The sequence below is a fragment of the Methanocalculus sp. MC3 genome, assembly GCF_054767395.1.
The window spans coordinates 651,291-666,269 of the sequence record NZ_BAABMP010000002.1; the positions used below are offsets into that span (position 1 = coordinate 651,291).

General features: G+C 51.8%; 12 protein-coding genes. 4 read left to right on the top strand and 8 right to left on the bottom strand.

Annotated features, from left to right (window positions below):
* Positions 1-159: 159 nt before the first annotated feature.
* Together ACYUBO_RS06950 and ACYUBO_RS06955 are read left to right on the top strand one after the other, a co-directional pair.
* Positions 160-1,323, top strand: coding sequence for an ImmA/IrrE family metallo-endopeptidase (locus ACYUBO_RS06950; RefSeq protein ID WP_460373258.1), 1,164 nt, complete (start codon positions 160-162; stop codon positions 1,321-1,323).
* Between the two features lies 1 nt (position 1,324).
* Positions 1,325-1,819, top strand: coding sequence for a DUF4411 family protein (locus ACYUBO_RS06955; protein ID WP_460373259.1), 495 nt, complete (start codon positions 1,325-1,327; stop codon positions 1,817-1,819).
* A gap of 60 nt (positions 1,820-1,879) precedes the next feature.
* On the opposite strand, the gene ACYUBO_RS06960 is transcribed toward ACYUBO_RS06955, so the two are convergent.
* Genes ACYUBO_RS06960 through mutS form a run of 5 tightly spaced genes read right to left on the bottom strand, consistent with a single transcriptional unit; the run spans position 1,880 to position 9,310 of the window.
* A complete protein-coding gene (locus ACYUBO_RS06960) occupies positions 1,880-2,578 on the bottom strand; it encodes a glycosyltransferase family 2 protein (RefSeq protein ID WP_460373260.1) in 699 nt (232 codons plus the stop codon).
* Positions 2,575-3,555, bottom strand: coding sequence for a glycosyltransferase family 4 protein (locus ACYUBO_RS06965; RefSeq protein WP_460373261.1), 981 nt, complete (start codon positions 3,553-3,555; stop codon positions 2,575-2,577). Before ACYUBO_RS06965 ends, ACYUBO_RS06960 begins: the two co-directional genes overlap by 4 nt.
* Positions 3,555-4,865 carry a protoporphyrinogen/coproporphyrinogen oxidase gene (locus ACYUBO_RS06970; RefSeq protein ID WP_460373262.1) on the bottom strand — a complete coding sequence of 437 codons (1,311 nt, stop codon included), beginning with the start codon at positions 4,863-4,865 and terminating at the stop codon, positions 3,555-3,557. Before ACYUBO_RS06970 ends, ACYUBO_RS06965 begins: the two co-directional genes overlap by 1 nt.
* Before the next feature lie 47 nt (positions 4,866-4,912).
* Complete coding sequence (gene mutL / locus ACYUBO_RS06975) at positions 4,913-6,685, bottom strand: DNA mismatch repair endonuclease MutL (RefSeq protein ID WP_460373263.1); 1,773 nt, start codon at positions 6,683-6,685, stop codon at positions 4,913-4,915.
* Positions 6,686-9,310: a DNA mismatch repair protein MutS gene (mutS, locus tag ACYUBO_RS06980; RefSeq protein ID WP_460373264.1), complete on the bottom strand. Its 2,625-nt coding sequence runs from the start codon at positions 9,308-9,310 to the stop codon at positions 6,686-6,688.
* Between the two features lie 105 nt (positions 9,311-9,415).
* Between mutS and ftsA the strand changes: the two genes are divergently transcribed.
* Complete coding sequence (ftsA, locus tag ACYUBO_RS06985) at positions 9,416-10,771, top strand: coenzyme F390 synthetase (RefSeq protein WP_460373265.1); 1,356 nt, start codon at positions 9,416-9,418, stop codon at positions 10,769-10,771.
* Between the two features lie 68 nt (positions 10,772-10,839).
* On the top strand, positions 10,840-12,483 hold the full coding sequence (locus tag ACYUBO_RS06990) for an AMP-binding protein (RefSeq protein WP_460373266.1): 1,644 nt from the start codon (positions 10,840-10,842) through the stop codon (positions 12,481-12,483).
* Between the two features lie 369 nt (positions 12,484-12,852).
* Here the strand turns inward: ACYUBO_RS06990 and ACYUBO_RS06995 are convergent, their stop codons facing one another.
* The 3 genes from ACYUBO_RS06995 to ACYUBO_RS07005 are packed head-to-tail and all read right to left on the bottom strand — an operon-like array spanning position 12,853 to position 14,947.
* On the bottom strand, positions 12,853-13,182 hold the full coding sequence (locus ACYUBO_RS06995) for a DUF3784 domain-containing protein (RefSeq protein WP_300331214.1): 330 nt from the start codon (positions 13,180-13,182) through the stop codon (positions 12,853-12,855).
* Positions 13,182-13,397 carry a DUF5683 domain-containing protein gene (locus ACYUBO_RS07000; protein WP_460373267.1) on the bottom strand — a complete coding sequence of 72 codons (216 nt, stop codon included), beginning with the start codon at positions 13,395-13,397 and terminating at the stop codon, positions 13,182-13,184. The genes ACYUBO_RS06995 and ACYUBO_RS07000 overlap by 1 nt, the downstream gene beginning before the upstream one ends.
* Positions 13,398-13,429: 32 nt before the next feature.
* Entirely contained in the window at positions 13,430-14,947 is a 1,518-nt protein-coding gene (locus ACYUBO_RS07005; RefSeq protein ID WP_460373268.1) for an MBL fold metallo-hydrolase, read from the bottom strand.
* Between the last annotated feature and the right edge of the window lie 32 nt (positions 14,948-14,979).

The following is a 14,979-nucleotide window of genomic DNA, read 5'->3' on the forward strand; positions in this document are numbered from 1 at the left end:
AGGATGCATTGAGGCCCGTTGCGGGAGAAGAGTGAGGAAGAGAGAGCATTAAATGAGAGTATCCAATCAGGATAAAAACTGGTTTTCTCAGGAATTATTATCACAACCGGTAACAAATGTAATTTCGAAATTAAAGAAATCCAGGTGAAAGGGCAGAAAATGGATACCATAATCAAGGGAGAGATGATCCGGTGGGCAAGGGAACGGGCAGGATTGTCCCGAGATGAACTTGCGGCCAGATTACAGGTTCATCCGGATAGTATCAATCGTTGGGAAGCCGGAGAGACTCCGATTCCAATAACAAAAGCCAAAGCCCTTGCAAAAATCTCTTTATTACCCTATGCCCTGCTCTTTGCAGATAACCCGCCGGATGAGACGATACCAATCCCTGATTTCAGAACTCATCGAACGGGAATTATCAGAAAACCGAGTCCTGAACTACTTGAAACGATACGTGATGCAAAGCTGAAACAGGAGTGGTATCGTGATTACCTTCTCTCCGAAGATGCAGAGCCCCTTGGGTTTATTCATTCATTTGGGATTCTCGAAAGTCCAAAATCCGCTGCAGAAGAGATGAAGAGAATTCTGGGCATGAGTGATGATGAATACTATCGCAGCCAGAATTGGGAGAGTGCATTTCGCTATCTGATCAACCATGCAGAGGATGCCGGAATTACCGTTATTGTCAATAGTACGCTCAGGAGCAATACTCATCGTCCACTTGATACAGAGGAGTTTCGCGGATTTGTTCTCTCTGATGAGTATGCACCCCTTGTCTTCATCAATGGAAGAGATGCAAAAGCCGCACAGATGTTCACACTCATGCATGAGATAGCACATCTTCTGATTGGAAAGAGCGGGGTGCTTGACAATATGCTTGAAACAAACCCATCCATTCCTGAGGAGCGGTGGTGCAACCAGGTTGCTGCGGATTTCCTCACTCCGGAAGATAAGGTAAGGGCTATCTGGGATTATACAGCTGCTCCTGAAAAAAATATTGATACCCTCCGGCTTAAGCTGAAAGTAAGCAGGCTGGTCTGCATATTCCGTGCATTTCAACTGAATCTGATAAGCAATCATGAGAAGGAGAGCATGCTATCTGAGGAGTTGGCGCGTTTCGAATCTCAGAAGAAGAAAAACAAAGAGAAAGATGCACACCCGGATCCATATATTATCAGAAGATACAAAACAGGAAGAAACCTGGCTCTGGCCGTAATCTCCGAAGTACAGGCCAACCGGATGCTCTATCGTGATGCATTCAGGATTCTTGGAGTGAAAAGTGCTGACAGTCTGAGAGAATTCTCAAGAAGGCTTGGGTATTAACATGAAATACCTTCTTGATGCCAATATTTTTATTGAAGCTAAAAACAGGTATTACTCCTTTGAGATTGCAGAAGGATTCTGGGAATGGCTAGCATTACTGGCAGATGAGCAGTCCTTTTTAACAATTAAGGAGGTTCGGGAAGAGATCATATCCTCGTACCATGACGATCAATTAGAGGCATGGTTGAGGATATTTCCATTGAAACAATTCATCGATACCGATTTAGAGATTCAAGCCAATCAAAGGAAGATCGCCAATTATGTATTAAACCACGAAGTATTCTCTCCTGAAAATAAATACAGGTTCCTTGAAAAGGCTGATCCATGGCTTATTGCAACTGCGATGACGAGAGGATATACTGTCGTGACCAATGAATCGAAAGTAGGGGAGGGGACAAAGAAGGTGAAGATTCCAAATATCTGTGAGGTATTCAGTGTGGATTACACAAACCTGTTCGAGGTTATGAAAGCAAAAAAGGTGAAATTAAAGCTCTGAGTGAATGAAAGGAGGCAGCATACCTTCGATCATTATTCATCAATCCACCTGAGCCATACCTCACTTATACTCCCGCTTCGAGTACTGGTACTTCTCGTCATCCCCGCCCTTGATGGTGATATAGAGCCACTCATAGAGCGACTTCAATGTCCCAAACTGCACGTACCGGCGCATCGAGAACTTCACCCTGAGCTTCCCATCCAGCTTCACGCGGCCGATCTGCCGCATCCGGCGTGCGATCTCAAGATCATCTCCGGCATCGATGGTGCGGTACATTCCTGCCTCAAAGAACGCCTCCCGCCTGAATGCCGTGTTGCAGCCGAGGGTGTAGTAGAGGGTATGCGTGTAGTAGCCAAGCCGTGAGAAGGTATTGGCGAGGGCAAGCGATATCTTGTGCCTGATCCCAGGCTCAATCGGCTCAACCAGCCCATAGAGCTGGACAACTTCCGGGTCAGAGAAACCTGCCTCGATTCTGGCAAGCCAGTCCCGTGGGATGATGCAGTCGGCATCGGTGGTTGCAATGATATCGCCCTTTGATGCCTCTGCACCGTCATTCCGTGCGCCTCCGACCTTTTTTCTTGTCTGGATGAAGACGAGATCCGCATACTTCTCTGCAATCTCCCGTGTCCGGTCTTTTGAGTTTCCGTCAACGACGATGATCTCGTATTCCGAACGGGGGATTGACTGGTTTGCGAGGCTCTGTAAGCACTCCTCGATATTTGACTCTTCATTATAGGTTGGAACAATAACCGAGATCATGCATCCTCCGCAAGCCTCTTGTAGGTGTTCATATGCTCCCCGGCAATTCGATTGATATCAAAGCGCTCTGTGAATGAACGGGAGATACCTCTGAGACGCCGAAGAGCCGTCTCATCCCTCATGAAACCTTCCGCTTCGTGGATATCAGAAAAGAGGAGTGAGGCATCGCCAAAGACTTCACGAAACTCCGGAATATCCCGTGCCACCACCGGCACACCGGTTGCAAGCGCCTCGAGGAGCACCATCGGCATGATCTCCGCATATGAGGGGAGCAGGAAGATATCGGCACCGGCATATGCCTCTGTGATATCAGGAACAAAACCGGTGAATTTCACATTCTTCCCGGACTTCCTCTTCAACAGTTCGATCTTTGCATAATCTTTTGAGAGCACGCTGTATGGATAGCCCCCCACCCAGACGAAGGTGACATCAGGCATCTTCTTTGCGAGCTTCAGGAAGTCATAGATCCCCTTCCTCGGCGTCTCCTGGGCAACCGTCAGGACAACGGTGGTATCATCATCCACCTGGAGGCAGCTGCGGAACCGCCGTCTCTTCTCCTCATCTGGGATAAATTTCTCACGGTTCACCCCGTTTGGGATGAGGGTGGTCGGCATATCGGGGAGCATCTCCTCGATCTCACGGAGGCTTGGGGGCGTGATTGCGATGATATGGTCAAATTTGCCATAGATCTTTGGGTATTGATTATTGATGATCGTCGAGAAGGCAACATTTCCGTCATTCAGCCGTGGGGTGGAGTGTGCCGTTAAGATCTTCACTCCTTTGCTATATGAGCGGTGTGTCAGTGCCATCGGGCCGAAACTATGGTAATGGACGACATCAAAATCCGGTTGATAGGAGTTCCAGGCCACATCATATGGGTGCTTCTCATGAATCTGGCGGTACAATGTCTTTGCAAGCGTCGAACAGCCGATGTACTTGAAGAAGAAGATATCCTCAACAAAGATATTTGCTCTCATTAATTTCGCTCCATAAAAGAAAAGGCGCTCTGGATGCAGCCATCCATATTCAGGTACTCAAATTCAGAGAACCGCCCGACGAGATCAATCCCCTGCCCGGAAAGCCAGGATCTGACAATCGCGATATTCTCCAGATAATCGAGATCATAGACCACATACGCAAATTTGGATCTATACACCGAACCATGGGCGATTGTGCCATCTTCCGGGATAACACCCATCTGCCTGAGGCTTCTTATAGTATCGTCAAGGATCTCATCATCGGTGAGCCGGGAGATCGGATCTCCTTCATTATAGGTGATCTCGGCAAGCACCGAGGCATGCCCGTCCGGGGCAACAGCGTCGCTGTAGTTTGAGGGGAATGAGATCCTGTTGAAGTCTCCGATGGCAGCATCCGGGATATACACCCAGGAGAGGGGTGGCGCACCACCGGAAAACCCGATACAGACGCTGATGAGCGAATTATATCTCAGCGCATCGCAGGCTGTCTGCACCTCTGCTGGGACAGAACCCAGGCATGGCAGGAGATGCTGGAGCGGGATTGTGGATATCACCCGATCTGCCGAATATTTGGTTGTTCCATCACTGATCACCCACTGCCCGTCCCTTTTCTGAAGAGAGGAGACAGAACAGCCGGTCACAATAAAATCCTGCACCGGCTCAGCGATAGCCTTCACAACTGACTCGATTCCCCCGAGAATCGGGTAGTTGAAGACCGACTGGTGGGTATACCCTTCTGTTTTGATGCCGATTGCCGATCTGATGATATCTTCTACAGGCGGCCGGGGCACCCGGCCCTCCATCCAGTGTGCGGACATCTGTTCGGTCGGATAGTTCCAGATCTTCTCGTTATAGGGAATCAGGTAGCAGTCGGCGATGCCTCGTCCAAAGGTGCCAAGAATCCAGTCCCTGAAGTTCTGAGGAGTCGGGATCTCAGCCTTCTCCGCGGCGATGATCGTCCTGATATATTCGTTGATACAGTAAAAGAGATCCTCTTTTGGAAGTTCATAGAGGCCGTTTTCAAAAGGATAGGTGACCATCAGGCCTTTATAGAAGATCTTGGTATTCCGTTTCCGCTCCGCCTTGTTTGAGGAGAGGAGATCATTCATAAACGAGAGTACAGTCTCGTTCCGCGAGAAGATGATATGTGAACCGCCGATATCAAAGGTAAATCCATCCGCTGACTCCGAGCGGCATAAACCGCCGATCCGATCCTCTTTCTCAAGAACGATTGCCTCTTCCCCTGCCTGATGCAGGAGCCGGGAGAGTGTGACTCCAGTGAGTCCACCACCGAGAATAGCCCATCTCACACTATATCATATGATGAGGTCGGTAATATGGATTTGTCCGAAATCACCTATCTCCTCTTGAAGAGGTGCTCAAGATCGGCTGAGCCGAACCTGACAATAGCCGGCCTTCCATGCGGACATGTATAGGGCGGTCCTGCGGAGAAGAGCTGCTGTATAAGCCGCTCCATCTGCTCGTGTGAGAGGGGTGTATTTCCCTTGATTGCAGCCCTGCATGCAATAGTTTTAAAAACACGCAACCTCCGCTCACTCGCGGGCCCTCGGATGCCCTCGATCACCTCAAGGAGAAGTGACTCGATCTCGCCGGGATCATCCAGCTTTGACTGTCCGGCTGGCACCGCCTGCACCGCAAAGGTATCGCCGCCAAACTCCTCAATCACAAAGCCTGCCGACCGGATATCTCCGATTGCATCCAGAACAAGAGCCGCATCCTTTCTTGAGAGGGGTACCATCACCGGGACGAGGAGCTGCTGTGAAGCAGAAGCATCTCCCTCCCTCTTCTGGAGGAGATCAAAGGCGATCTTCTCGTGGGCTGCATGCTGATCGATGATCATAAGATCCCCTTCATCTGAGATGGCGATAATATACGTCCCGTTCACCTGTCCAAGCAGACGGGGCAGGTGCGATCCCTTATCAGGATGAGAGAGAGACGTTCCGGCAGGCTCTGTCACCCGGAGCTGCCGATCAGATCGTCCATATGTTGCCGCTCCTTCGGAGACGACATGTTGTATTGGAGACGCCGGAGACAGCTTGTCCGAAACCTGATCCCTCATAGTGGGGAGCGGCTTTAATACCGCCGGGGTGTGGATCAGCTGCTCCTGTGCCTTCTCCGTAACAGCAGACCAGACAGTCGTCCTCACCGCATCCATCACCTGCCGCTCTGATGAGAATTTTACCTCACGCTTCGTTGGATGCACATTCACATCCACATCCCCGGGGTTAATCCGGCAGTCGATCACAGCAAACGGATATTCGCCTTTTGCAAGGCTCGTCCCAAATCCATCCCGTATTGCCCGTACAAGGGATGGCGATGCAATCTGCCGTCCATTCACCGAGATATAGATCTGATTCCTGTTTGTCCGTGATCCAAGTGGATATGCAACATATCCCACAACCGGGTTTTCACCCCTGAGCGGGGAGAGGGTGATAAGTGTGCGTGCGAGATCGCCACCAAAAAGGCTCTGGATCGTCTCCAGCAGATCCCCTCTGCCGGGAGTGGCAAACTTCTCCTTCTCCTGATGCATCAACTGGAACGAGATCTCCGGGTGAGAAAGTGCGGATCGCTCCATCAGGTCAAAGACATGCGCAAGCTCTGTTGAGACAGTCCTGAGAAATTTCCTGCGTGCAGGAGTATTAAAGAAGAGACTCCTGACCTCGATCATGGTACCGGGTGGGGCGGCACATTCAGAGAGATCGGTGATCATCCCACCGGAGAGTGTGATTGTGATCCCGGCGATATCATCCCGCCTCCTGCTCGTGAGTGTGACTTCTGAAACTGCCGCAATACTCGCAAGAGCCTCACCCCGGAATCCAAGAGTGCTGATCTCCGCAAGATCCCCGGCAGTTTTGATCTTGCTTGTTGCATGCTGCCGGAATGCAAGGGGTGCATCTTCCGGAGACATTCCCCTACCATCATCGATAACAGTTATTCGCCGGATTTCCGCACTATCGCTCTTCACAAGGACACGGATGCGTGTTGCACCTGCATCGATTGCATTCTCAACAAGCTCCTTCACAACAGATGCCGGCCGCTCCACCACCTCGCCAGCGGCGATATGGGAGATCGTCTCTTCATCAAGGAGATGTATTGTCGGGTCTGCCATTTACTCACCAGCCTTCTTCTTCAGTTCTGCTAACGTGTTCAATGCTTCGATCGGGCTCATCGTGTCGATATCAAGGGACGAAAGCTCTGAGATTACCGGATGATTCTGTTTCTCAACTGAACCGGAATCCATCAGGAGAAGTTGTGTGTACCGGGGTTTTCGTTTTCCGGGCACCTCACCCCGCTCCTCTTCGGCTAATGTCTCCCGGAGGATGGTGCGGGCCCGATCAAGTACCTTCCCGGGCACTCCGGCAAGGCGGGCGACATGGATACCATAGCTCCGATCAGTTGCACCGGGGATCAGCTTTCTGAGAAACGTGATCTCATCATCTGTCTCCCGCACCGCAAAATGGTAATTCCTGACCCGCTTCAACTCGGTCTCCACTTCGACAAGCCGGTGGAAGTGGGTGGCAAAGAGGGTCTTTGGACCTGATGAACGCCTGCCATGGAGGAACTCAAGAACGGATCGTGCAATGCTGTACCCGTCAACGGTGCTTGTGCCCCTCCCGATCTCATCCAGGATCACAAGGCTTCTGTCGGTTACATGCCTGAGGATATATGCAAGCTCAACCATCTCCACCATGAAGGTGCTCTGCCCGCCAGCAAGATCATCTGATGCACCGACACGGGTGAATATCCGGTCAAGGAGGCCGATCTCAGCGAGATCCGCAGGGACAAAGGATCCCGACTGTGCCATGATACAGATGAGGGCAACCGACCGCATATAGGTCGATTTTCCTGCCATATTGGCACCGGTCAGGATCAGGACCTGATCGCCTTCACTATCCATTTCGGTATCATTTGGAACAAAGCCGGACTGCACACTCTCCTCGACCACCGGATGCCGCCCGCCCCGGATCACAATAGAGGAGCTGTCAGTGAGCAGGGGACGAACATATCCTCTTCTGGCGGCTACATCGGCAAAGGAGAGGAGGAGATCGATCATCCCGACAGCCCTTGCCGCTGCCTGAAGTGCAGGTACCAGCGGACGGAGTTTCCCGATCAGATCGAGGTAGAGTTCAGCCTCACGGGCAAGTGCCCGTTCATCTGCAGTCGCGATCGTCCGTTCATACTCACGGAGAGCGGGGAGTGTGAACCGCTCACCAGACGCTGTCGTCTGTTTCCTCTCATATTCTGGTGGAACACGGCTGAGGTTTGGTTTTGTCACCTCGATATAGTACCCAAAGACCTGGTTATAGGCAATCTTCAATGATTTGATCCCTGTCCGTTCGCGTTCGGACTGCTGGAGCGAGAGGATCCAGTCCCTGCCAGATCCTGCCGTATCCCTCAGCGTATCCAGATCGGGATCATAACCATTGCGGATGACACCCCCGCTCCTGACAAGAAGGGGTGGATCGTCAGTTATTCCAGATCTGATGAGGGCAATTGTCGGATCAAAGCTCCCAATCTCCCCGGCAAGCTCTTCCATCAGGGGGGGTATTTCACCTTTGAGAGAGATGGTGATCCCCCTCACAGCATCAAGAGAAAGAGCCAGTGAGATCAGGTCACGTGGAGAGGCATTCCCTATTGCAATCCTGCCAGAGATCCGTTCAATATCACCGCATCCGGAGAGAGACTCAAGAATATCAGTTCTGGTAAGGGGTGAGTCAAGGAGCCATGCAACCAGATCGAGCCGATCATTAATGGCCTGTTTGCTGGTGAGAGGGGCTGTGATCTCAGAGGAGAGTGCCCGCCTCCCCATCGGAGTCTTTGTTGAGTCGAGGGTTGAAATCAGGGTTGCTTTTGAGCGTTCCCCCCCAATCGATCGGGTGATCTCAAGGTTTCTCTGGGTGACAGCATCCAGGATCATGCGGTCAGACGCATGCATGAGCCTGATCCCGGAGAGATGGGGGAGGGCGTTCTTCTGGGTGGCAATCGCATAGGAGAGGGCAGCACCTGCTGCTCCGACTGCAAGCGGCATCTCAACAATCCCAAAGCCTTCAAGGGTTGCCACACCAAAATGGCGGCAGAGAAGAGAGTTTGCATCTGCCACATCAAATTCTCCGGGATGACGATCTGTTACCAGAACAAAATATGATTCGAGGAGACGGAGAATCTCCGGATCTGTCCTCTCCGGAATCAGGCATTCTGCCGGGCGCTGGGACTCGATGACAGACGCAATCCCCTCGCTTCCTTCGTTTTTTGGTATCTCGCGGACGGAAAACTCGCCGGTTGTGATCTCAAGGATCGCGATACCAAAGGATTCGGCCTTCCGGTCAGGGAGGAGCGCCATCAGGTACCGGGAATCAGGAGCATCCACAATCGAGGGATCGACTGCGCATCCGGGTGTATGGACACAGACAACATCCCGCTTCACCACCCCTTTTGCCTTTTTGGGATCCTCGATCTGTTCACAGACCGCAACCCGGTACCCACGCCGGACAAGGCGGGGAATATAGGCTTCAGCTGCATGATAGGGGATGCCCGCCAGCGGAATCGGCTTCCCGGACGGATCAGTTGACCTTGAAGTCAGGACGATTCCAAGTTCACGGGCACAGATCTCCGCATCCTCGTAAAATGTCTCGTAAAAGTCTCCCATACGCATAAAGAGGATACAGCCGGGGTACTGGTTCTTCATATCCTCCACCTGCTGCATGGCAGGTGTCAGCGTTCTGGGTTTTGACATGCAAGTACCTGATCTCATCTCTCTCCTGAAATAATCAACGATCGGTGATCGCAATCTTTGGATCCGATGAGAACAATTATCGCCTTTCATGGCATGAATCACCATATGGGCAGCATTGGATACTTCAGAAAAGCGATCGAGACGATGCCGCGTGATGACCTTGATGCTGTCATCGATGAGCGGGTCCGGTATACCATTCAGTATGCACACGACCATTCGCCATTTTACAGAAAGTGGTTTAAGAAGAATTCCATCGATATCAGGGAGATCCGTGAGCACGAGGATCTGCTGAAACTCCCGATCATCTCAGGCCAGACGATCAGAAACAACCAGCCGCCGGTCACCGACTCGTTTGAGTTTCTCTCTGCAAATATGGATGAGATATATACAATCCATGAGACGAGCGGAACAACCGGAAACCCCAAATCATTCTTCCTCACCTGGCAGGACTGGCTCCGGTATTCGGAGAAGTACGCACGGATCTTCCGTTCATATGGCATCTCAAGAGGGGATCGGGTCATCGTCTGTGCCAGTTACGGGATGAATGTCGGGGCGAACATGATGACACTCGCTGCACGGCGGACGGGAACCACCATCATACCGGCAGGCAAATGCACATTTCCAATCCGGATGATCAGGAACTACAAGCCGACTGTTGTGATCGGATCCGTCTTCAAGCTGATCCGGCTTGCCCGGCGGCTTGAGGCAGATGGCATTGATCCAAAAGAGTCCGGTATCGAGCGGCTTGTCGTCGGAGGAGAGAGTTTTGCCGAGGCATCCCGTGTGTACCTCAGTAACCTCTGGGACTGTGAAGTCTACAATACCTATGGGAGTACTGAAGGGACAATGTGCGGGGAATGTGTGGCAAAGGCGGGCCTCCATGTGCCCGAAGATCTCATCCATATGGATCTCTACAGTCCCCGGATGGACAGGTTTGTCCCGGATGGCGAGTACGGGAGGATCATCCTGACAAAACTCCTTCCTGTCGGAGAACGGTGCGGCACACTCCTGATCAACTATGATACCGAGGATGCAACCGCAGTCGTCTCAAGGGATCGGTGCGCCTGCGGAAGGACATCGCTTCGGATCAAGACCCCTGAGCGGGAGGGTGAGCGGTTCTTTGTTGAAGATCGATCCTTCAACCGTGTCGATATCGAACGGGGAGTCTTTCAGCCCGACAACATGCAGTATCTCACCGGCGAATATGAGGCATTCCTCTATGGAGGGAGGGAGACTGACTCGACAGTCATCCGTGTGAGCCTTGAATGTAATGATCCTGCAAATACTGATACCGAAGGGATCCAGGAGACATTCAGGAAGGCGTTCTTCCGGCTCAAACCAGAGCTTCGTGAGCAATATATCAATGGAACATTTGAGATGCTCTTCCATTTCACAGGACCGGGAGAGCTGGAACTCTATAAAGTGCAGGGGAGGCCAAAAAGAGTCGTTGACAGGCGTTGATCAAAAACCATCTGATTCAAGATGAATAATAACCAATAGATTTGTTCATGTTGAATAAGGAGCATAATATGCCCGATTACGAGGCGGGCTATCGTGATTTCCGGATCGACGTTCCGGAATACTATAATTTTGGGTTCGATGCCATCGATGCAATGGCAGAGAGAGACAGGAATAAACTCGCCATGATCTGGGTGAACCAGAACGGGGAAGAGAAATACTATACCTTCCGTCACCTGATGAATCTCTCCAACCAGATCGCCAATATGTACATGAAACGCGATCTCGCGAAAGGAGAGCGGATCCTGATCATGCTTCCGAGGATCCCGGAATGGTGGACATTTGCACTCGCCGCAATCAAACTTGGCGTGATCTTCTGTCCATGCCCGACGATGCTGACACCAAAAGATCTGAAATACCGGGTGAACCTGGGCAAATTCAGGATGATCGTCACCGATGTTGAGAACGCATGGAAGGTGGATGAGATCTGCGAGGAATGTCCCTCACTGGATCTGAGATTCGTCGTTGACGGTGAACTACCCAACTGGATCAGCTATCCGGTGGAGCTGAACTATCCGGCACCGGCTTCCCACCGCCTTGCTCCCTTATCGGGCGGAAAGAAGACGAAATCAACCGATCCGATGGTGATCTACTTCACCTCCGGAACAACCGGAGATCCGAAGATGGTCATTCACGATCATAGTTACCCTCTTGGACATCTGATCACCGGGAAGTACTGGTACGATCTCCGGGAGAATGACCTGCACCTCACCCTTGCCGATACGGGATGGGCAAAATCCTCATGGGGCAAGTTCTTTGGCCCATGGATCTGTGGTGCATGTGTCTTTGTCTATGATATCAGGACAAAGTTCAACCCGACCGAGATCATTCCCCTTCTTGAGAAATATGAGATCACCACCTTCTGCGCACCCCCGACAATCTTCCGTATGATGATCCTCGCAGATCTGGATGCATTCGACCTCTCGCAGCTTCGCCATTGCATCAGTGCCGGTGAAGCCCTGAACCCTGAGGTGATCAAGGTCTGGAAAGAGGCGACCGGGGTTACCATCTATGAAGGATACGGACAGACCGAGACGGTGCTTTGTGTCGGCACCTTCCCATGCATGGAGGCAAAGCCTGGTTCAATCGGACGCCCATCGCCGGGATGGGAGATCGAACTCCATGATGAGGAACAGAACAGGGTTCCTGTTGGGGAGGTTGGAACCATCGCCATTAGAACAAATCCCCGTCCAATTGGTCTTTTTTCCGGATATCTGGAGAACAAGCAGGCCACAGATGAGGTCTTTATCGGTGATTTCTACTATACCGGTGATAAGGCGACGATGGATGAGGATGGGTATCTCTGGTTTGTCGGGAGAGACGACGACGTTATCAAGAGTTCAGGATACCGGATTGGCCCATTTGAAGTGGAATCCGCACTCCTCGAACATCCGGCTGTGAAAGAGTCTGCGGTTGTCGGTGTCCCTGACCGGGTGAGAGGAACGATCGTGAAGGCTTTTGTCATCCTCAAAGACGGTTTTGAGCCCTCAGACAAGCTCGTCCGTGAGATCCAGAATTACGTGAAGCATGTCACAGCACCATACAAGTATCCACGTGCCATCGAGTTTGTCGAGGAACTCCCAAAGACGATCTCAGGGAAGATCAAAAGAAAAGAACTTCGGGAGATGGAGCTGGAGAAGTATAACTCCAGCTGAATCACTCTTTTTTGTCGCAACTCGCTATTTCATGCGGGTAGTTTGAAGCAGGTGCGACGCGGGTATCGGGGGGTGGGGTAGCGAGGGGGCGGGATGAAAGAGCTGATAAAGCCTTGCTCGAGAGAGCAACCTGAAAGGCGATTCTGAAAGAATCGGGCGTGTATCTGCTCTGGCAGCCCCCCAAAACATTCCCGCTCCTCCCGCGCTGCATCTGCGGCCGAACAGTACAACCTCCCTGCGAAGCATCTGCGAACGGGGCCGGGGCGATGGGGAAAAATATCTGAGTGAAGAAATCCGAATGCATGATTCGAACACCCCATAACCAGATGAAGGCTCGTCCCCTATTGAAAACCCACACAGATCAACGAATTACTTCTTTTTATCAAAGCTCCGCGCCCGATAGGCGACAATAATCGCGCCAACCGGAACGATACCTGCTGTATAAACGAAGAATATAATCAGTGCATACTCCGGAAGAAGCAGGAGGAGGAAGAATATCGCCGCAGCAGCTACTGCAAGTGCGAGCAGGCTGTTCCCGACCCATGCGATCAGCCCCTCTGGATCTGCACAGGTCTTTCTGTCAAATCCGGCAATGAGGTTCGTCATCTTCCGGTATTTGATCAGGTACCCAAGTGCCAGGAAGACGACTGCAATGAACTCAATTATAAGCAGGAGGATGAGTGGAGCATCACCGATCATCACTCACCACCTTGTTCTGCTGTGACATAGGCATCGTACATGCTGTAAAGCCAGATGAGAATATAGAATGGAATCCCGATAAGTATGGTTGAGAGACCGGCAAACAGTGCTGCCATCACAAAGAGGGCGATAGCCTTTAAGAACTGCCCGGTATAGAACTGTCCAAGACCGGGGATGAAGAAAGACAGTATCACTGCCAGTATGGGAGATGCCATGATATATCCATCGCATCTCTGATAAAAAAGCCTTATGCCGGGTGCTGGTAATGGCGGATATCACCATACGCGACCAGCTTTCCTTCTTCAAGCACAGATACCGCACCATGGCCCCCGCAGATGAGACAGCGTGTTCCCATCTTCTTCATATCAGAATCGATCTCCTCTGCAAGTGCCATCAGGGCATGCCGCTCCTGCCTCGCCAGATCAGAATCTACATTCACCGAGGTGACGAGGAAATCTGCTATCGAGTTATATTCCTGGCGTTCAGGAGTGAGGCTTTTAAAGTTCATCAGGGCATCGCTGGTGAAGAGGAGGCCGATATCGGCTGCAAGCAGGAAGACCTGGCCATAGATATGCCCCCCAAGGCTCTCCAGCACCTCGAAGGAAAAGCCGCCGATCGAGAAGGTATCGATGACCGGAAAGATGCCGCGTCGTCCGATCTCATTTTTCGGAAAGATATGCCGCTCCTCTGGCGGGGTGCATCGTGAGAAGAGGTTGATGATCACCGTATAGACAGCTTCAAGGATGAGATCCTGGCTCCGTGAGCCGTATCCCCGGTTATTGCATTCTATGATCGCATCGGTTCCATGGTGGAGATACGAGGAAACCGGGTGGAGCCCCGCGGCACCGCAGTGATCGGCATCTGCATGGGTGCAGATGATGCGGGAGATGCCTTTGTACCCGGACTTGCCGATCTCATGGAGCATCCGCTCGATATCGTCATGATAGATCCCATATCCGGTATCGATCATCAGCCGATCAGATCCGGCATCAAAGATAAAGACGCTCCCCCCGCCCGGTGGCTGGATACAGGTGAGCGAGGAGCCATCCGGGGTTTCAATCTGCTGATAGTCGGCATAGAACCCTTCCCCGGTTGTTTCCGTGAGAAACGTCCCGATCCGTTCGATCTGGTTGAAGACGAGTTTTGGATCTTCGCCGCGATTGGTCAGCTCCTGGACGACATGGTTCAGATCGCCAAGCAATGAGAGGAGGAACTCATCATTTGCCTCCCCGAGGAATGGCCGGATCTTCTGTGCAAAGCAGATATAGAAGATCGTCTCGTCAAGGGCACCGCCGAGGCTATCATATTCGAGGATCTCAAGACGGTACCGGCTCTTGATGAAATCAATCACCTCCTCAACCCGTGGGGAATCGACGACATTCAGGCGGAGTGTCAGACGATCCGGGTGCCTGCCGGTATCATCAAAGTCGATCTCTGACACATCGGCCCCTGCCTCTGCACAGGCGGTGAGGACATCATAGAGGGCGCCGGGACGGTGCGGGGTGGGGAGATAGATATGAAAGAGGAGGATATTCACCGGAGGGATATTTGACTGGAGGTAGCCTATCTCAGAAAGCCCCTCCCGGATAAGGCGGTAGTCTGAAGCGGTTGCGGTCATCTCAAAGAAGACCGTGTTCTTATCGATCCGCCGGTTGAACTGGATACGGGTGATGTTGCCGTTGTGCCGCCTGATGATATCGGCCGCTTTCAGGAGCGAGCCAGGCTCATCCGGCATCCGTGCGATGAATGAATGTTTCTCTTCCATCTCACGTTATTGTTCGATGGTATTCAACGTTA